Source organism: Cellulosimicrobium sp. KWT-B (genome assembly GCF_002127155.1).
Lineage (GTDB): Bacteria > Actinomycetota > Actinomycetes > Actinomycetales > Cellulomonadaceae > Cellulosimicrobium > Cellulosimicrobium funkei.
Map to the genome: position 1 here is coordinate 374,349 of NZ_NEDO01000001.1, position 17,279 is coordinate 391,627.

Annotated in this window: 15 protein-coding genes; 1 reads left to right on the top strand and 14 read right to left on the bottom strand. The window is 74.1% G+C overall.

What is annotated here, in order from left to right; all coding sequences use genetic code 11:
• Window positions 1-3: 3 nt before the first annotated feature.
• The 13 genes from nuoK to B9L22_RS01720 all read right to left on the bottom strand — a co-directional run bounded on the left by nuoK (window position 4) and on the right by B9L22_RS01720 (window position 13,923).
• Window positions 4-303 (bottom strand): NADH-quinone oxidoreductase subunit NuoK, encoded by a 300-nt coding sequence (gene nuoK / locus B9L22_RS01660; RefSeq protein WP_086148989.1) that lies wholly within the window; start codon window positions 301-303, stop codon window positions 4-6.
• Entirely contained in the window at window positions 303-1,181 is an 879-nt protein-coding gene (locus B9L22_RS01665) for an NADH-quinone oxidoreductase subunit J (RefSeq protein ID WP_081599926.1), read from the bottom strand. Before B9L22_RS01665 ends, nuoK begins: the two co-directional genes overlap by 1 nt.
• A 47-nt stretch (window positions 1,182-1,228) precedes the next feature.
• Window positions 1,229-1,960 carry an NADH-quinone oxidoreductase subunit NuoI gene (gene nuoI / locus B9L22_RS01670; protein WP_086148990.1) on the bottom strand — a complete coding sequence of 244 codons (732 nt, stop codon included), beginning with the start codon at window positions 1,958-1,960 and terminating at the stop codon, window positions 1,229-1,231.
• Window positions 1,953-3,365 carry an NADH-quinone oxidoreductase subunit NuoH gene (nuoH, locus tag B9L22_RS01675; protein ID WP_086148991.1) on the bottom strand — a complete coding sequence of 471 codons (1,413 nt, stop codon included), beginning with the start codon at window positions 3,363-3,365 and terminating at the stop codon, window positions 1,953-1,955. Before nuoH ends, nuoI begins: the two co-directional genes overlap by 8 nt.
• Window positions 3,362-6,046, bottom strand: a complete 2,685-nt coding sequence (locus B9L22_RS01680) for an NADH-quinone oxidoreductase subunit G (RefSeq protein WP_086148992.1) — start codon at window positions 6,044-6,046, stop codon at window positions 3,362-3,364. Before B9L22_RS01680 ends, nuoH begins: the two co-directional genes overlap by 4 nt.
• Complete coding sequence (gene nuoF, locus B9L22_RS01685; protein ID WP_086148993.1) at window positions 6,046-7,413, bottom strand: NADH-quinone oxidoreductase subunit NuoF; 1,368 nt, start codon at window positions 7,411-7,413, stop codon at window positions 6,046-6,048. Before nuoF ends, B9L22_RS01680 begins: the two co-directional genes overlap by 1 nt.
• Entirely contained in the window at window positions 7,410-8,294 is an 885-nt protein-coding gene (nuoE, locus tag B9L22_RS01690) for an NADH-quinone oxidoreductase subunit NuoE (RefSeq protein WP_076403192.1), read from the bottom strand. Before nuoE ends, nuoF begins: the two co-directional genes overlap by 4 nt.
• Window positions 8,291-9,670: an NADH-quinone oxidoreductase subunit D gene (locus B9L22_RS01695; RefSeq protein ID WP_074808817.1), complete on the bottom strand. Its 1,380-nt coding sequence runs from the start codon at window positions 9,668-9,670 to the stop codon at window positions 8,291-8,293. The genes nuoE and B9L22_RS01695 overlap by 4 nt, the downstream gene beginning before the upstream one ends.
• A complete protein-coding gene (locus B9L22_RS01700; protein ID WP_086148994.1) occupies window positions 9,667-10,443 on the bottom strand; it encodes an NADH-quinone oxidoreductase subunit C in 777 nt (258 codons plus the stop codon). Before B9L22_RS01700 ends, B9L22_RS01695 begins: the two co-directional genes overlap by 4 nt.
• The gene (locus B9L22_RS01705; RefSeq protein ID WP_086148995.1) at window positions 10,440-10,991 is read right to left on the bottom strand and encodes an NADH-quinone oxidoreductase subunit B family protein; all 552 of its coding nucleotides are present in this window, start codon (window positions 10,989-10,991) and stop codon (window positions 10,440-10,442) included. Before B9L22_RS01705 ends, B9L22_RS01700 begins: the two co-directional genes overlap by 4 nt.
• Window positions 10,992-11,048: 57 nt before the next feature.
• Window positions 11,049-11,411, bottom strand: coding sequence for an NADH-quinone oxidoreductase subunit A (locus tag B9L22_RS01710; protein WP_021481795.1), 363 nt, complete (start codon window positions 11,409-11,411; stop codon window positions 11,049-11,051).
• A gap of 121 nt (window positions 11,412-11,532) precedes the next feature.
• Window positions 11,533-12,834, bottom strand: coding sequence for a geranylgeranyl reductase family protein (locus tag B9L22_RS01715; RefSeq protein ID WP_233139588.1), 1,302 nt, complete (start codon window positions 12,832-12,834; stop codon window positions 11,533-11,535).
• Between the two features lie 393 nt (window positions 12,835-13,227).
• Window positions 13,228-13,923, bottom strand: coding sequence for a demethylmenaquinone methyltransferase (locus B9L22_RS01720; RefSeq protein WP_086149607.1), 696 nt, complete (start codon window positions 13,921-13,923; stop codon window positions 13,228-13,230).
• A gap of 63 nt (window positions 13,924-13,986) precedes the next feature.
• Here B9L22_RS01720 and B9L22_RS01725 point away from each other — a divergent pair, with 63 nt between their 5' ends.
• Window positions 13,987-15,354, top strand: coding sequence for an isochorismate synthase MenF (locus B9L22_RS01725; protein ID WP_085388432.1), 1,368 nt, complete (start codon window positions 13,987-13,989; stop codon window positions 15,352-15,354).
• A gap of 194 nt (window positions 15,355-15,548) precedes the next feature.
• Here B9L22_RS01725 and B9L22_RS01730 read toward each other — a convergent pair whose 3' ends face one another.
• On the bottom strand, window positions 15,549-17,198 hold the full coding sequence (locus tag B9L22_RS01730; RefSeq protein WP_086148996.1) for a S1C family serine protease: 1,650 nt from the start codon (window positions 17,196-17,198) through the stop codon (window positions 15,549-15,551).
• Window positions 17,199-17,279 lie beyond the last annotated feature (81 nt).

Here is a 17,279-nt window from a genome sequence, read left to right on the forward strand (position 1 = left end):
CCCTCAGCTCTTGAGCAGGTTGACGTCGTCGACCGAGGCGGACCGACGGGTGCGGAAGATGGACACGATGATCGCGAGGCCGACGACGACCTCCGCCGCCGCGACCACCATGACGAAGAACGCGAGGACCTGGCCGGTCACGTCGCCGTGGATGCGGGCGAACGTGACGAACGCGAGGTTGGTCGCGTTGAGCATGAGCTCGACGCCCATGAACACGATGATCGCGTTGCGGCGCAGGAGGACCGTCGCCGCGCCGATCGCGAAGAGGATCGCGGCCAGCACGAGGTAGTGGGTGAGCTCCATCAGTCCTCTCCTCCCGGGGTCGCGCCGGGCACACGGGACCGGCCCGGGTCGTCGGGACCCCCGACGTCGCCGGCGGGCGGCTCGCCCTCGGGCTGCTCGGCCGTCGCGGCCTGCACCACGCGCTCGTTCGCGTCCTGGGCCCGCAGCGCGGGCAGGGCACGGTGCGGCTCGTGCTCGACGAGCACGTCGCGCTCGGCCTCGAGGATGGTGCCGGCCGAGCGCTCCTGGCCACGGATCCGCAGGATGCGGGACACCGACTCCTCGATGGGCCGCCCCTGCGGGTCGAGGGCCGGCGTGTCCATCGCGTTGTTCTGCGCGTAGACGCCGGGCGCGGCGAGCGGCGTGAGCCGGCCGCCCGACGGCAGGGCCGCGACCTTCGCGTCCGCCTGCTCGCGCTGGCCGACCTTCGGGGTGAGGCGGCGCCGGTGCGTGAGCACGAGCGCCGAGACCGCGGCGGTGATGAGCAGGATGCCCACGACCTCCATCGCGAACACGTAGTCCGCGAAGAGCACGCGCGCGAGCGCCGTCGGGTTCGTCACCGCGTTCGCGGCCTCGAGACCGACCGCGGGCGGGAACGCCGCCTGCGAGACGACGCCGACCAGCACGGCCCCGAGCCCGAGCCCGAGCAGCACGCCGATCCAGCGCTGGCCGCGGATCGTCTCGACGAGCGAGTCCGACGCGTCGACGCCGACGAGCATGAGCACGAAGAGGAACAGCATCATCACGGCGCCCGTGTAGACGACCACCTGGACGACGCCGAGGAACGGCGCCTCCTGCGCGATGTAGAGGATCGCGAGGTCGACCATGACGAACATGACCGCGATGGCGGCGTGCACCGCCTTGCGCGCGAAGAGCAGCGAGAGCGCCGCGAGCACCATGAGGGGGGCGAGGACCCAGAAGAGGACCGCCTCGCCGCCGCCCCCGATCACCGCGCGCCCTTCCGGGCCGACTGACGGGCGGACCGCCCGGACGGCTGCGTGACCCGCCGGACCTCCGGCTCGCGGCCCGCCGGCTCCGGCGGGAGCGTCGGGTCGTCCGGCCGGTGCTCGCGCACCCACTCCACCTGCTCGGCCACCGGGCCGCTCACCTCTCCGCGGTAGTACTCGGTGTCCGACGTCCCGGGCACCATCGGGTGCGGCGCGGAGAGCATGCCCTCGCGCAGCGGCGCGAGGAGATCCTGCTTCTCCCAGATCATGCCCTCGCGCGTCGGACCGGCGAGCTCGTACTCGTTGGTCATCGTCAGCGCGCGCGTCGGGCACGCCTCGATGCACAGCCCGCAGAAGATGCAGCGCAGGTAGTTGATCTGGTAGACGCGGCCGTACCGCTCGCCGGGCGACATGTGGCCGCCGTCGGGCAGGTCGGCGTTGTCCGCGCCCTCGACGTAGATCGCGTCCGCGGGGCACGCCCACGCGCACAGCTCGCACCCGATGCACTTCTCGAGCCCGTCGGGGTACCGGTTGAGCTGGTGCCGGCCGTGGTAGCGCGGCTTGGGCGGCACCTTCTGGCGCGGGTACTGCTCCGTCACGGTCGGCCGGAACATCGAGGAGAAGGTCACGCCGAACCCGGCGACGGGCGCGACGAGCTCGCGAAAGCCCTTCGCCTGCGGGCGGCGGACCTCGTACTCGCCCGGCCGGTCCGGCTTCTGGTCGTCAGCCACGGTCGACCTCCTTGTCGTGCGGTGTGTCGCGGGGGGCACCGGCACCCGGTGCGGACGTCCTGGCCGCGCCCGCGTCGTCGGGCACGAGGGCCCGACGGCGCGGCGAGGGCGGGAGCGACTGGCCGGGCAGCGGCGGGACGGGGAAGCCGCCGGCGAACGCGTCGAACGGCTCGGGCGCGCCCCCCGCGGTGCGCGGAGCGGCGCCGGGTGGCGCCTTCTTCTCGGGCCAGAACCAGACGACGACCACGACGACGAGGGCTATCGCGACCGCGATCCCGATGAACACGCGCAGGTCCACGTCGAGGAACTGGCGCACGGCCTGGGCGACGGCGAGCAGCACGAGCCACGCGAGCGCGAAGGGGATGAGGACCTTCCAGCCGAAGCGCATGAACTGGTCGTAGCGCAGGCGCAGCAGCGTGCCGCGCACCCACACGAAGAAGAACATGACGGCCCAGACCTTGACGAGGAACCAGAGGATGGGCCACCAGCCCTCGTTGAACATCCCGTCGTTGATCGCCGAGAGCGGCCACGGGGCCCGCCACCCGCCGAGGAACAGCGTCGTCGCGACCGCGGAGACGTTGAGCATGTTGATGTACTCCGCGAGGAAGAACCACGCGAACTTCATCGACGAGTACTCGGTCATGTACCCCGACACGAGCTCGCCCTCGGCCTCGGGGAGGTCGAACGGCAGGCGGTTCGTCTCGCCGACCATGGAGATGACGTAGATGACGAACGCCGGCAGGAGGGGGAGGAACCACCACAGCTGCGTCTGCGAGTCGACGATGCGCGAGGTCGACATCGACCCCGCCATGAGGAAGACGGAGACGAGCGACAGACCCATCGCGAGCTCGTAGCTGATGACCTGGGCCGTCGAGCGGACCGACCCGAGCAGCGGGTACGTCGAGCCGGACGACCAGCCGCCGAGCACGATCCCGTACACGCCGAGCGACGCGCACGCGAGGATGTAGAGCGTCGCGACCGGGAAGTCGGTGAGCTGGGCGGGCGTCACGTAGTCCGTGAACGGGATCTGCACCTCGGGCCCGAACGGGATGACCGCGAACACGAGGAGCGCGCAGAACACGGAGATCATCGGCGCGAGCAGGTAGACGAACTTGTCGGCCGCCTTGACGGTGATGTCCTCCTTGAGCAGGAGCTTCATCGCGTCGGCGAGCGACTGCAGCAGGCCGAACGGGCCGTGCCAGTTCGGGCCGGGCCGCACCTGCATGCGGGCGACGACCTTACGCTCGAACCAGATCGCGAACAGCACGCTCGTCAGCAGGAAGACGAGGATGAGGACGGCCTTGACGAGGTACGTCCAGCCGTTGTCCTGCGAGAAGTTCGCCGTGATGCCGGGCACCGCCGGCGTCTCGGTGGCCAGCGCGTGGAGCGCGTGCAGGCCGCTCATGCGCCCTCCCCTCCGTCGGTGGTCCCCGGCTCGAGCCGGACGAGGTCGCCCGGCACCGCGCCGAGCGTGGCGTGCACGGACGACCCCGGCGAGCGCAGCGGCAGCCACACCACGTGGTCGACCATGTCGGTCACCACCACGGGGAGCGTGACCGCGCCCCGGTCGGTGACGACCCGCACGAGCTCGCCGTCGAACACGTCGACCGCAGCGGCCGTGGCCGCCGACAGGCGTGCCACGGGGCGCTTGGCCGTGCCGGCGAGGTACCGCTCGCCGTCCTGGCCGCGCGCGTCGTCGAGCAGGAGGCGCCAGCTCGCGAGGACCGCGGTCCCGGGCGCGACGGCGGGCGGCTCGGTCGCGTCGACCGTGGGCGCCGCGGCGCGCGCGCCGTCCCAGGCGCCGTCGCCCACGAGCTGCTCGAGCTCGGCGCGCACGGCCTCGAGCGTCGGCAGGCCGAGCGGGGCGCCGGCGGCGTCCGCGAGCGCGTCGAGCACGCGGTGGTCGGGCATCGCGGTCGAGGCGAGCGCGGCCGGGAACGGGCGCACGCGCCCCTCCCAGCTGACGAACGCCCCGGCCCGCTCCACGGGCGGCGCCACCGGGAGCACGACGTCGGCGTACTCCGTCACCGCCGAGCGCCGCACCTCGAGCGAGACGACGACGTCCGCCGCCTCGAGCGCGCGGCGCGCGTGCGCCGGGTCGGGAAGGTCGTCGAGCTCAAGCCCGCCCACGAGGACGCCCGCGAGCTGGCCGACCGAGAGCGCGTCAAGCATCTCCCCCAGGTCGCGGCCCGGGGCCGTGGGCAGCCCCGCGGGGTGGTCCTCGGTGGTCGCCGCGCCCCACACGGTCGCGACGTCCACGCGGGCCGCGGCGTCGGCGACCGGGCGTCCGCCCGGCAGGAGGTTGGGCAGCGTGCCCGCCTCGACGCCGCCGCGCTCGCCCGCTCGGCGCGGGACCCAGGCGAGGCGTGCGCCCGTCGCGGCGACCGCGCGCAGCAGCGCGCTGTACCCGCCGGGCGTCGTGGCGAGCCGCTCGCCCACGAGGACGACCGCCCCCGGCTGGCGGAGCGCGTCGCTCGCGTCGGCGAGGACGTCGTCGGTGCCGCTCGCCTCGTCGAGCGTGCGGACCCGGTCGCCCGCGGCGATGCCGTCGAGCCACTCGGCCTCGGTGCCCGGGGCGGCGGGGAGCAGCGTGCCGTGCATGCGCTGCACGCCGCGCGACGCGAACGGCGCCACGGAGAAGACGCGGACCCGGTGCCGCAGCGCGCCCTTGCGCAGGCGCAGGAACGCGACGCCCGCCTCCTCCTCGGCCTCGAGGCCGACGAGCAGGACCGCGGGGGCCTTCTCGAGGTCGGGGAAGGTCACGCCGAGACCCGTGCCGGCGACCGCGTGCGCGAGGAAGTCCGCCTCCTCCGCACTGTGCGCGCGGGCCCGGTGGTCGACGTCGTTCGTGCGCAGCCACGTGCGCGCGAGCTTGGCGTACGCGTAGGCGTCCTCGACCGTGAGCCGCCCGCCCGGCAGGACGCCGACCCCGCCCGCGTCGCGGGCCCGGGTCAGGGCGTCGGCCGCGACCTCGAGCGCCTCGGCCCACGAGGCCGGGCGCAGCTCGCCGCGCGTGACGGTCCCGTCCGGCGCGACCTCGCGGTCGCGCACGAGCGGGTGCGTGAGACGGTCCGGCGCGGACTGCCACGTGAAGGCGAAGCGGTCCCGGTCGGTGATCCACTCCTCGTTGACCAGCGGGTCCTCCCCCGCGAGGCGGCGCAGCACGACGCCCCGGCGGTGGTCGACGCGGATCGCCGACCCGGACGAGTCGTGCTCGGCGACCGACGGCGTCGAGACCAGGTCGAACGGGCGCGACCGGAAGCGGTACGCCGCCCCCGTGAGCGCGCCGACCGGGCATATCTGCACGGTGTTGCCGGAGAAGTACGACGCGAACGGGAGGCCCGCCTCGTCCTCCAGGGCCAGGCCCACCGGGCGGTCGCCGGGCGCCTCGCCCGCGGGCGGCGCGAAGTCGAGCACGGCCTCGTCGAAGCGGCCGATCTGCTGCGCGGCGCCGCGCTTCTGCAGGTCGATGAACGCGTCGCCCGCGATCTCCTGGGAGAAGCGCGTGCACCGCTGGCACAGGACGCAGCGCTCGCGGTCGAGCAGGATCGTCGTCGAGACGGCGATCGGCTTGGGGAACGTGCGCTTGACGTCGACGAACCGGCTCGTCGCGCGCCCGTTGCTCATCGCCTGGTTCTGCAGGGGGCACTCGCCGCCCTTGTCGCACACCGGGCAGTCGAGCGGGTGGTTGATGAGCAGCAGCTCCATGATCCCGTGCTGCGCCTTGTCGGCGACCGGGCTCGTGCGCTGGGTCTTCACCACCATGCCCGGCGTCGCCTCGAGCGTGCACGACGCCTGCGGCTTCGGCATGGGCCGCACGTTGCCCTCGCGGTCGGGCGCCGCGACCTCGACGAGGCACTGGCGGCACGCCCCGGCGGGCTCGAGCAGCGGGTGGTCGCAGAACCGCGGGATCTGGATCCCGATCTGCTCGGCCGCGCGGATCACGAGCGTGCCCTTGGGCACCGACATCTCGATGTCGTCGATCGTGAACGTCACCTGGTCCGCGGGGGCCGGGGGCTTGGCCGCGCCGCCCGAGGGCGCGACGGCCGAGGAGCCGGTGCCCGGGGCGGGGGTCGTGGTCGTCATCAGTGCACTCCTGCCGTCAGGACGCGGGCCGGGCGGGGCGTGTAGTCGAAGAGCGCCGAGGCCGCCGGGTCGAACGGGCAGCGGTGCTCCGTGATGTGCGCCTCGTACTCGTCGCGGAACAGCGCGATGCTGCTCGTGACGGGCGACGTGGCGCCGTCGCCGAGCGCGCAGAACGCGCGGCCCAGGATGTTGTCGCACGTGTCGAGGAGCAGGTCGAGGTCGGCCTCCGTGCCCTGGCCCGCCTCGATGCGCGCCAGCACCTGCTTCATCCAGTACGTGCCCTCGCGGCACGGCGTGCACTTGCCGCACGACTCGTGCGCGTAGAAGTCGGTCCACCGGCTCACGGCCCGCACGACGCACGTCGTCTCGTCGAAGAGCTGGAGCGCGCGCGTGCCGAGCATCGAGCCCGCCGCCGCGACCGACTCGTAGTCGAGCGGGGTGTCGAGGTGCGCGTCGGTGAACAGCGGCGTCGACGAGCCGCCCGGCGTCCAGAACTTCAGCGCCTTGCCCCCGCGCATCCCGCCCGCGAGGTCGAGCAGCTCGCGCAGCGTCGTGCCGAGCGGGGCCTCGTACTGCCCCGGCCGCGTCACGTGGCCGGAGAGCGAGAACAGGCCGACGCCGGCCGAGCGCTCCGTGCCCATCGAGGTGAACCAGTCCGCGCCGCGCGCGACGATCGACGGCACGCTCGCGATCGACTCGACGTTGTTGACGACCGTCGGGCGCGCGTACAGGCCCGCGACCGCGGGGAACGGCGGCTTGAGCCGCGGCTGCCCGCGGCGGCCCTCGAGCGAGTCGAGCAGCGCCGTCTCCTCGCCGCAGATGTACGCGCCGGCCCCGGCGTGGACCGTGACGTCGAGGTCGAAGCCCGACCCGAGCACGTCCTTGCCGAGGTAGCCGGCCTCGTACGCCTCCTCGACCGCGCGCAGCAGGCGGCGGTACACGTGCAGCACCTCGCCGCGCACGTAGATGAAGGCGTGCCGGCACCCGATCGCGTACGACGTGATCGCGACGCCCTCGACGAGCGCATGCGGGCTCGCGAGCATGAGCGGGATGTCCTTGCACGTGCCCGGCTCGGACTCGTCCGCGTTGACGACGAGGTAGCGCGGGCCGCCGTCGGGCGCGGGCAGGAAGCCCCACTTCATGCCCGTGGGGAACCCGGCGCCGCCACGGCCGCGCAGGCCGGACGCCTTGACCGTCGCGACGACGTCGCCCGGGTCCTGCCCGAGCGCGGCGCGCAGGCCCGCGTAGCCGCCGCGGTCCAGGTAGGACGCGAGCGTCCAGGACCGGTCCGCGTCCCACGTGTCCGACAGGACCGGGGTCAGCGGGTCCGGCGCCGGGCGGGTCTCGGTGCTCTGCTGCTCGCTCATGCGTCCGCTCCCTTCGACGGGTCGGGCTTCGTGCCGGGCGACTCGGCCTTGCCGCCGGGGTCGACGTCGGCGTCGGTCGTCGGCTTCCGCTCGGCGCTCGACTGCGCCTCGCCGGCGTCGGGCGCACCGCCGGCGGGGGCGCCGCCGTCCGGGGCCGCCTCCGCGTCCGTCTCGCCGGCCGGGGCGGTCCAGCCGTGCTCGCGCGCGAGCCGCAGGCCGGCGAGGGTGGGCTCGCCCGCGCCGACACCCTCGTCGGCGCGGCCGTCGGGGAAGCCGGCGAGCACGCGGCTCATCTGCTTGAACGTGCACACGCTCGCCGCGCCGCGCGTCGGGGCGACGGGCTCGCCGGCACGGAGCCGGTCCACGACGTCCGTCGCGCTGCCGGGGGTCTGGTTGTCGAAGAACTCCCAGTTGACCATCATCACGGGCGCGTAGTCGCAGGCCGCGTTGCACTCCACGCGCTCGAGCGTGATCGCGCCGTCCTCGGTGGTCTCGTCGTGCCCGACGCCGAGGTGGTCCGACAGCTCGTCGAAGATCGCGTCGCCGCCCATGATCGCGCAGAGCGTGTTCGTGCAGACGCCCACGGTGTAGGTGCCGTTGGGGTGGCGCTTGTACTGCGTGTAGAACGTCGCGACGGCGGAGACCTCCGCCGCGGTGAGCCCGAGCTGCTCCGCGCAGAACAGGATGCCGTCGCGCGACACGTAGCCGTCCTCGGACTGCACGAGGTGCAGCATCGGCAGCAGCGCGGAGCGGGACTCGGGGTAGCGCGCGACGATCTGCGCGGCGTCGGCGGCGAGGCGCGCCGTCGTCTCCGCGTCGTACCCGGGACGGGCGCGCCCGGCGGGCGTCCCGTCCGTCGCAGGTCCGGCGTCGATGGTCATCGGTCCACCCCTCCCAGCACCGGGTCCAGGGACGCGACCGCGACCACGACGTCGGCCACCTGGCCGCCCTCGCACATCGCCGCCACGGCCTGGAGGTTGTTGAACGACGGGTCGCGGAAGTGCGCCCGGTAGGGGCGCGTGCCGCCGTCGGACACGAGGTGCACCCCGAGCTCGCCGCGCGGGTGCTCCACGGTCTGCCACGCCTGCCCCACGGGGACCCGGAAGCCCTCGGTGACGAGCTTGAAGTGGTGGATCAGGGCCTCCATCGAGGAGCCCATGATCTCCTTGATGTGCTCGAGCGAGTTGCCCTGGCCGTCGCTCCCGATCGCGAGCTGCGCGGGCCACGCGATCTTGCGGTCGCCGACCATGACGGGCTGGCCCGCCGTCGCCTCGAGGCGGTCCAGGCACTGCGCGACGATGTGCAGCGACTGGTAGCACTCCTCGAGCCGCAGCACGACGCGGTCGTAGCAGTCGGCGCCCGTCGCGGTCGGGACGTCGAAGTCGTACGTCTCGTAGCCGCAGTACGGGTCGGACTTGCGCACGTCGTACGGGTGGCCCGTCGAGCGCAGCACCGGCCCGGTGACGCCGAGCGCCATGCAGCCCGCGAGGTTGAGGTGCCCGACCCCGACGAGGCGCCCCTTGAAGATGGGGTTGGCGAGCATGAGGTCGCCGAGCTGGCCGAGGTAGCGGCGCACGAGCGGGTCCGCCCGGCGCACCTGCTCGACGAGGTCCGGCGGCACGTCCTGCGCGACGCCGCCCGGGCGGACGTACGCGTGGTTCATGCGCAGCCCCGTGACCGCCTCGAAGATCCGCAGGATCTCCTCGCGCGCGGTGAACGCGATGGTCATGACGGTCGTCGCGCCCATCTCGTTGCCGCCCGTGCCGAGGCACACGAGGTGGGACGCGATGCGGTTGAGCTCCATCATCAGCACGCGGATGACGCTGGCCCGCTCGGGCACGTCGTCCGTGATGCCGAGGAGCTTCTCGACCGCGAGGCAGTACGCCGTCTCCTGGAACAGCGGCGCGAGGTAGTCCATGCGGGTGCAGAACGTGACGCCCTGCGTCCACGTCCGGAACTCCATGTTCTTCTCGATGCCGGTGTGCAGGTAGCCGATGCCGCAGCGCGCCTCGGTGACCGTCTCGCCGTCGATCTCGAGCATGAGGCGCAGCACGCCGTGCGTCGACGGGTGCTGCGGGCCCATGTTGACGACGATGCGCTCCTCGCCGAGCGCGGCGGCCGCGACGGCGCTCTCCGCGATCTCGGCCCAGTCGCCGCCGGACGCCTCGAAGCTCGGGACGCCGGGATCGAAGTCGCCGACGGGCGGACGGGTGGCGTGCGGGGCGCCGCCGGGGGCGCCGGTGGTGTGCGTGCTCACGAGTACGACCTCCTCGTGTCGGGCGGGGGCACGGTCGCGCCCTTGTACTCGACGGGGATCCCGCCGAGCGGGTAGTCCTTGCGCTGCGGGTGGCCCGGCCAGTCGTCGGGCATCTCGATGCGCGCGAGCGACGGGTGGCCGTCGAAGACGATGCCGAAGAAGTCCCACGTCTCGCGCTCGTGCCAGTCGTTCGTCGGGTAGACGGACGTCGTGGTCGGCACGTGCGGGTCCGCGTCGGGCACCGACACCTCGAGCCGCAGCCGCCGGCCGTGGGTGATCGAGGTCAGGTGGTAGACGGCGTGCAGCTCGCGGCCGACGTCGTGCGGGAAGTGCACGCCGCTCACGCCCAGGCTCAGCTCGAAGCGCAGGTCCTGGTCGTCGCGCAGCGCCCGGCACACCTCGACGAGGTGGTAGCGGTGCACGTGCAGCGTCAGCTCGGCGTGCGCGCCGGGCGGGTCGACGACGACGCGCTCGACCGCGGCGTCGAACCGGACGCCGGACGCCTCGAGCACCTCCGTGAGGACGTCCACGACCTCGTCGAACCAGCCGCCGTAGGGGCGGGCGCTCGCGCCCGGCATCGCGACGGGCTGCACCAGGCCGCCGTAGCCGGACGTGTCGCCCGAGCCGTGGACGCCGAACATGCCCTCGCGGACCTCGACGACCTCGAGCGTGCGGGGCGCCCCGGCACCGGTCACGAGGTCGGCCGACCGGGGGCCGTTCACCTCCTCCGGCTGCGGCACCGGCGTGCCGGCGCCGCTCTTCTCGTCCGTCACCGCAGCAGCCCCTTCATCTGGAACGTGGGCGTCGCCTCGAGCGCCGCCGCCTCTGCGGCGCGCGCCGCCTCCTCGCGGTTCACGCCGAGCGGCTCGTGCTGGATCTGGTCGTGCAGCGCGAGGATCGCGTTGATGAGCATCTCCGGCCGCGGCGGGCAGCCGGGCAGGTAGATGTCCACCGGGACGACGTGGTCGACGCCCTGGACGATCGCGTAGTTGTTGAACATGCCGCCGCTCGACGCGCACACGCCCATGGACAGGACCCACTTGGGCTCGCTCATCTGGTCGTAGACCTGCCGCACGACCGGCGCCATCTTCTGGCTCACGCGCCCGGCCACGATCATGAGGTCCGCCTGGCGCGGCGACGCGCGGAAGACCTCCATGCCGAAGCGCGACAGGTCGAACCGCGACGCGCCCGCCGCCATCATCTCGATGGCGCAGCACGCGAGGCCGAAGGTCACGGGCCACAGCGACGCCTTGCGCAGGTACCCCGCGAGGTCCTCGATCGTGGTGAGCAAGAAGCCCGAGGGAGCTTCCTCGATCCCCATGGTGTCTCTCCTAGTTCTCTCGCCGGTGCCCGCCGGGGCCCCCGCTGGGTGCCACCGTCAGTCCCACTCGAGGCCGCCGCGGCGCCACTCGTAGACGAACGGGACGGTGATGAGCGCGAGGAACGCGAGCATCGCCACCAGACCGAACGTCGCGAGCGTCGCGAAGTCGACGGCCCACGGGTAGAGGAAGACGACCTCGATGTCGAAGACGATGAACGTCATCGCGACGAGGTAGTACTTGATCGGGAAGCGCCCGCCGCCGACGGCGTGGGGAGTGGGCTCGATGCCGCACTCGTAGGCGTCGAGCTTGGCGCGGTTGTACCGCTTGGGGCCGATGACCGCGCTCGCGGCGACGCCGCCGAGCGCCAGCACGGCGGCCACGCCCATGAGGACGAGCAGCGGGACGTACGGGTTGGTCATCGTCGACTCCTCGAGTGGGGGCTCGGGACGGGTCTCCCCGGACGACGTCGTCCGGGTCCGCGGTCAGGTGGTGCGAGTGCCGGCGCTGCGTGGTGCGCGGGTGCCGGCCCACCTCGTGGGCTCATGACGATGGCACCACCCTGGTCAGCCCGGCGATGACGCGGTCGACCCAGTCGCCGCCGCGGGGCTCGTAGCAGTCCGACAGGAGCTTGAGGACGAACCGCATGACGACCGGGCGCGGGAGCCCGTAGCGCGTGCAGATCCGCATGATCTCGGGGTGCTCGATGAGCTTCACGAAGTACCGGCCGAGCGTGTAGTAGCCGCCGAGCTCGCGCCGCATGAGGCGCGGGTACGTCTGCAGCGCGCGCTCGCGACCGCCGTCGGTGAGCCGCGCGCGCGACTGGGCGACGACGTCGGCCGCCGCCCGCCCGGCCTGCATCGCGTAGGCGATGCCCTCGCCGTTGAAGGGGCTGACCATGCCGCCCGAGTCCCCGACGAGCAGCACGCCGCGCGTGTACAGCGGCGTGCGGTTGAAGCCCATGGGCAGCGCCGCGCCGCGCACCGGGGCGAGCCGGTTCTCCTCCGTGAACTCCCACTCGGCGGGCGCGTTGCGCATCCAGGTGGCGAACAGGTCCTTGTAGTCGACGTTCGCCGCGGACTGCCGCGCGGGCGTCGAGCTCACCGAGCCGAGGCCGACGTTCGCCGTGCCGTCGCCGAGCGAGAAGATCCAGCCGTACCCCGGCAGGAGGTTCGACTCGCGGGGCGTGCCGTCCCACAGCTCGAGGTGGGACTCCATCCACGGGTCGTCGTGGCGGGGCGTGCGGAAGTAGGTGCGGACGGCGACGCCGATCGGGCGGTCCTCGCGCCGCGCGAGGCCGAGGGCGAGCGCGAAGCGGGACGAGACGCCGTCGGCCGCGATGACGACGGGCGCGCGGTAGGTGACCTCGTCGCCGGCGCGCCGGCCCTTCTCGTCCACGGGGCGCGCCGTGACGCCGACGACGCGGCCCGTGCGCTCGTCGAGGACGGGGCCGGTGACGGCGGTGCGCTCGAGCAGCTTGGCGCCGGTGCGCTGCGCGTGCTCGGCGAGCGTGCGGTCGAACGAGTGGCGCGCGCGGGCCATGCCGTAGCTGGGGTACGACGCGAGGTCCGGCCACGCGAGCTCCCAGGAGCGGCCGCTCGCGACGACGCGCAGGCCGCGGTTGCGGATCCAGCCGTCCTCGGCGCGCGTGGGGACGCCCATGCGCACGAGCTCGGCGACCGCGCGCGGCGTCAGGCCGTCGCCGCAGATCTTGTCGCGCGGGAACGCCGACTTCTCGAGGAGGAGGACGCTCAGGCCCGCGGCGGCGCAGTAGTGGGCGGCCGCGGAACCGGCCGGGCCGGCGCCCACGACGATCACGTCGGCGTCGTCGAGCCTCGCGCCCACCGTGCTCACCTCGCCGTCCCGTCGTCTCGGTCCTCGTGCGGTGCTCCACCGTGACCCGGCTCGGGACACGATGCACCCACAGCCCTTGTGAAGTCGGTCACAATGGACACCGCCACTCTAGTCACTCCGGACGGGAGATGTGTAGCAAGGCGACCCTTCCCTGGGAGATCCTGTGACGAAGGTCCCGGCACCTGCCGACGCCCGACCCTGGGGACGAGGACTCGCGGGCAAGGGGGCCGGCGCCGCGATGGCCTAGCCTCCCGCGCGCCCGCGCCGCCCGGGGCACCGTCGTCCCAGGTCAGCGCCGCGCACGCGTGCCGACGCGACCGCGTGCCGCCGGAGTCGCCGAGAAGGCCCCGCGCGGGACGCGCGCGGCCTCGTCCTGGTGTGGCGTCAGGCCGGGCGCACGCCCCGGTGCAGCGCGACGATCCCGCCGGAGAGGTTGCGGTAGGCGACCTTCTCCCAGCCCGCGCGCAGCAGGAGACGGCCCAGGCCCTGCTGGTCCGGCCACGCGGCGATCGACTCGGCGAGGTACTCGTACGACCCGCCCTCGCGCGTCACCGCCGAGGCGATGCGCGGCAGCGCCTGGACCAGGTACTCCTGGTACAGGACCCGGAACGGCGCCCACGTGGGGGTCGAGAACTCGCAGATCACCACGCGCCCGCCCGGCCGCACGACGCGCAGCATCTCGCGCAGCGCGCCCGCGGTGTCGACGACGTTGCGCAGCCCGAACGAGATCGTCACCGCGTCGAACGTGCCGTCCGCGAACGGGAGCCGCGTCGCGTCCCCGGCGACGAACGGGAGGTCCGGGCGACGCTCCTTGCCGACCTGGAGCATGCCGATGGAGAAGTCGCACGGGACGACGCGCACGCCGTCGTCGGCGAACGGCTCCGAGGACGTGCCCGTCCCGGCCGCCAGGTCGAGCACCTTCTCGCCCGGCAGCGCGCCGACCGCGCGGACCGTCGCCCGGCGCCACGCGCGGTCCTGCCCGAGCGACAGGATGTCGTTGGTTAGGTCGTACCGTGAGGCGATCCCGTCGAACATCGACGCGACCTCGGAGGGCTTCTTGTCCAGGTTGGCACGGGGCATGGCGCCCATGCTTCCACGTCCCCGCGCCCGCGGTCGCACCGCCGCGGCTTACGCTGGGAGGCGATGAGCGCAGAACCGTCGGCCACGGCCGCACAGCCCCACCCGCTGGTCGTGAGGACCACCCGGATCCCCGACCTGCCCGGCGGTCTCGACGCCCTCGTCGACCTCCTTCCGGACACGCGGCCCCTCGCGTGGGTGCGCCGCGGCGACGGGATCGTCGGCTGGGGCGAGGCGCTGCGGCTCGAGACGTGGGGGCCGGGCCGGTTCGCCGACGCCGAGGCGGCGTGGCACGAGACGCTCGCGCGCGCGGTCGTGCGCGACGAGGTGGGCCTGCCCGGCACGGGCCCCGTCGCGTTCGGCTCGTTCGCGTTCGACGACTCCGCACCGGGCGACGACGCGCACGACCCGGTCCGGGCCGGCGGGGTGCTCGTCGTGCCGCGCGTCGTCGTCGGGCGACGCGACGGCCACGCGTGGCTCACGACGGTCGACACCGCCGGCTCCCTGTCCTCCTCCCCCACGGACGCCCTGCGCCGCACGCCGCGCGAGCCCGTGCGCGCGCCGGGCGCGGTGGCCTGGCACGACGGCGCACTCGGTGCCGACGACTGGGCCGCCGTCGTCGCGGAGGGCGTCGAGCGCATCCGCTCGGGCGCGCTGGAGAAGGTGGTGCTCGCGCGCGACGTCGTCGCCCACACGAGCGAGCCCGTGGACCCGCGCTGGCTGCTCGCGCGCCTCGCCTCCGCCTACGAGGCGTGCTGGACGTTCTCGGTCGACGGGCTCGTCGGCGCGACCCCCGAGCTGCTCGTCCGCAGCGAGAAGGGCCTCGTGACGTCCCGCGTGCTCGCCGGCACGATCCGGCGCGGCGGCCTGTCCGACGACGAGGCGCTCCTGCGGGCCGCGCAGCTCGCGCGGTCGTCGAAGGACCTGGAGGAGCACGAGTACGCCGTCCGGTCCGTCGCGCAGGCGCTCGCCCCGTTCTGCTCGTCGATGAACGTCCCCGACTCGCCGTTCGTGCTGCACCTGCCGAACGTCATGCACCTCGCGTCCGACGTGACGGCCGTCCTCGCCCGCGGCGCGAGCGCGCCCGGGGCGTCGGGCGGCGCCGCAGCGGGGCCGACGAGCCTGGCGCTCGCGGCCGCGCTGCACCCGTCCGCGGCGGTGTGCGGGACACCGACGGTCGTCGCGCGCGACCTCATCCGCGAGATCGAGGGCATGGACCGCGGCCGGTACGCCGGCCCCGTCGGGTGGCTGGGCGCCGACGGCGACGGCGAGTGGGGCATCGCACTGCGCTCGGCCGAGCTGTCGGGCACCGACCCGCGCTCCGTGCGGCTCTTCGCCGGGTGCGGCATCGTCGCGGCGTCCGACCCGGCCGCCGAGGTCGCCGAGTCCGAGGCGAAGCTCGAGCCGATGCGCTACGCGCTCGGCGACGCCTGACGTCCCCACCGCCCCGCGTCCGTACCCCGGCGGAAGACCCCCGACGAGAGCCCCCCGGACGACGACGACGAGCGGCCGGCACGGAGATCCGTGCCGGCCGCTCGGTGCGGTGGGCCGCCGGGGCGGGGACGTCCCCGACGGCCCACCGTCCCGCCACGGTCAGAGGAGGTGGCGGGACGGGGTGCGGGGCCGGGTCAGCCCTGGCCGCCGAAGAACCAGTCGAACGGGTTCGGGACGTTGCCCGGGTCGGTCGGGTCACCCTGCTGACCCTGGTCGCCCTGCTGGCCGCCCTGGTCACCCTGGCCGGGGAGCTGACCCTGGCCGTCCTGGCCCGGCGTCTGCCCCTGGCCGTCCTGCGACCCCTGGCCGGTGGTCTCGTCGTCCGCCGGGCGCGTCGCGAGGGTGACGTCGAGCTCGAGCGTCTTGCCGTCGCGGACGACGGTGAGCTTCGACTCGGCGCCCGCGGCCCGCTCGCGCACGAACGCGGTGAGCGACTCCGCCCCGCCGACCGGGTGGCCGTCGATGGCGACGATGACGTCGCCCGAGCGGATGCCCGCGTCGGCGGCCGGCGAGCCGTCGGTGACCTCCTGGACCTCGGCGCCGCGGCGCGTGACGCCGTCGGCCGTCGCGGTCGCGTCGGCGAGCGTCACCCCGAGGAACGCGTGCTCCGCGGTCCCGTTGTCGACGAGCTGCTGACCGATCGTCTTGGCGAGGTTGACCGGGATGGCGAACCCGAGGCCGATCGAGCCGGACTGGCCACCGCCGCTCGACAGCGTCGCGATCGACGACGTGATGCCGATGACCCGGCCCTGCGCGTCGAACAGCGGGCCGCCGGAGTTGCCCGGGTTGATCGCGGCGTCGATCTGGATCGCGTTGGTGACGACGGACGTGCCGCCGCCCTCGCCGGACGCGGAGACCGGGCGGTCGACGGCCGAGACGATGCCGGTCGTGGCCGTGTTCGCGAGGCCGAGCGGGTTGCCGACCGCGAGGACCGACTCGCCGACGGTCACGTCGTCGGAGTCGCCGAGCGTCGCGGGCTGGAGGTCGTCGGGGGCGTCGACGAGCTGCACGACGGCGAGGTCCGTCGCCGGGTCGAGCCCGACGATCTTCGCGTCGAACAGGCGACCGTCGCTGAGCGTGACCTGGACGGTGTCGTTCTCGGCGCCGGACACCACGTGGTTGTTCGTCACCACGTGGCCCTTGTCGTCGATGATGACGCCCGAGCCCTCGGCCCCGCCCTGCGGGGTCTGGACCTGGATCGCCACGACCGACGGCGCGACGGCCTTGGTCACGGCCTCCCAGTCGGGGTTCTGCGACGACGAGTCGGCGACGGGCGCGGCCGACGTCTCGTGCTGCTGGCCGACGTCGGCGAGCGACGCGGAGTCCTGGTCGGCGCCGAACGCGCCGGTGAGGCCGGCGGTGCCGACGCTCGCGAGGAGCGCCGCGGCGGCCGCGGCGCTGACGACCGGCACCCAGGTGCGGCGGCGCTGCGGGGCGCCGCTCTCCCCGGCGGTGGCCGGGGCCGGAGGTGCGGGCGGCGGGCCGAAGCTGCCGGACGGCGCGTGGGCGCCGGGGGCGGACGTGCCCTGCGCGGGTCGCGCGTACGGGTTCGCCGGCGCAGCGGTAGGCGTGTGCCCCGCGGGTGCGGTGGCATGGCCCGTCGGGGCGGGCTGCGGCGTCGTGAGGTGCTGCACGGGGTGCGGCGGGAGCGGCTGCGTCGGGTGGCCGGTCGGGTGCGCCGACGGCTGGGCCGGTGCCTGCTCGCCCGCGGTCGCGGCCGGCAGCGGCTGCGTGGCGTCGGGCGTCGGGACGGGGGTGGGCTCGGTGCCCGGGGTGTTCGTCATGGTGGGCCTCCTTCTTCTGCCCACTACTTCACACCGCCGCGCTTGAACGACGCTTGAACGAACCTGGGAGTCTGCTGCGAG

What these genes read in the sequence shown, in the direction of transcription:
- nuoK (WP_086148989.1), bottom strand. Translation starts at nt 303, where the DNA reads ATGGAGCTCACCCACTACCTCGTGCTGGCCGCGATCCTCTTCGCGATC.
- B9L22_RS01665 (WP_081599926.1), bottom strand. Translation starts at nt 1,181, where the DNA reads ATGGTGCTCGCGGCGCTCTCGCTGCTCTTCGCGCGCAAGGCGGTGCAC.
- nuoH (WP_086148991.1), bottom strand. Translation starts at nt 3,365, where the DNA reads ATGAGCGGCCTGCACGCGCTCCACGCGCTGGCCACCGAGACGCCGGCG.
- B9L22_RS01680 (WP_086148992.1), bottom strand. Translation starts at nt 6,046, where the DNA reads ATGACGACCACGACCCCCGCCCCGGGCACCGGCTCCTCGGCCGTCGCG.
- nuoF (WP_086148993.1), bottom strand. Translation starts at nt 7,413, where the DNA reads ATGAGCGAGCAGCAGAGCACCGAGACCCGCCCGGCGCCGGACCCGCTG.
- nuoE (WP_076403192.1), bottom strand. Translation starts at nt 8,294, where the DNA reads ATGACCATCGACGCCGGACCTGCGACGGACGGGACGCCCGCCGGGCGC.
- B9L22_RS01705 (WP_086148995.1), bottom strand. Translation starts at nt 10,991, where the DNA reads ATGGGGATCGAGGAAGCTCCCTCGGGCTTCTTGCTCACCACGATCGAG.
- B9L22_RS01710 (WP_021481795.1), bottom strand. Translation starts at nt 11,411, where the DNA reads ATGACCAACCCGTACGTCCCGCTGCTCGTCCTCATGGGCGTGGCCGCC.
- B9L22_RS01720 (WP_086149607.1), bottom strand. Translation starts at nt 13,923, where the DNA reads ATGCCCCGTGCCAACCTGGACAAGAAGCCCTCCGAGGTCGCGTCGATG.
- B9L22_RS01725 (WP_085388432.1), top strand. Translation starts at nt 13,987, where the DNA reads ATGAGCGCAGAACCGTCGGCCACGGCCGCACAGCCCCACCCGCTGGTC.
- B9L22_RS01730 (WP_086148996.1), bottom strand. Translation starts at nt 17,198, where the DNA reads ATGACGAACACCCCGGGCACCGAGCCCACCCCCGTCCCGACGCCCGAC.